Raw genomic sequence first — 401 nt, 5'->3', positions numbered from 1 at the left:
CAGACCTTTGACCTGCGCACCACCATTCACGTGGTGACCGGCATCGAAGCGGCGTTGCTGGATCTGCTGGGCCAGCACCTTGGGGTCAACGTCGCCTCGCTGCTAGGCGATGGCCAGCAGCGCAGCGAAGTCGAAATGCTGGGCTATCTGTTCTTTGTCGGTAATCGCCATGCGACGCCGCTGGCCTATCAGAGCCAGCCGGATGAGCAGTGCGAGTGGTATCGCCTGCGCCATGAAGAGGCGATGACGCCGGATGCGGTGGTCCGCCTGGCGGAAGCGGCGTATGAAAAATATGGTTTCAACGACTTTAAGCTGAAGGGCGGCGTGCTGGCCGGTTTTGAAGAAGCCGAAGCGATCAGCGCCCTGGCGAAGCGCTTCCCGAATGCTCGCGTCACTCTCGA

The 401-nt window shown here is 61.1% G+C and carries 1 pseudogene; it reads left to right on the top strand.

Features of this window, described 5'->3' with window-relative positions:
* Nucleotides 1-401 (top strand): annotated as a pseudogene (gene gudD / locus LU493_RS19670) (glucarate dehydratase); the annotation flags it as partial.

The organism is Halomonas elongata (assembly GCF_029081005.1).
Classification (GTDB): domain Bacteria; phylum Pseudomonadota; class Gammaproteobacteria; order Pseudomonadales; family Halomonadaceae; genus Halomonas; species Halomonas elongata_B.
The sequence above is the reverse complement of the archived record's forward strand: the minus strand, read 5'-3'. Positions and strand labels throughout refer to the sequence as shown.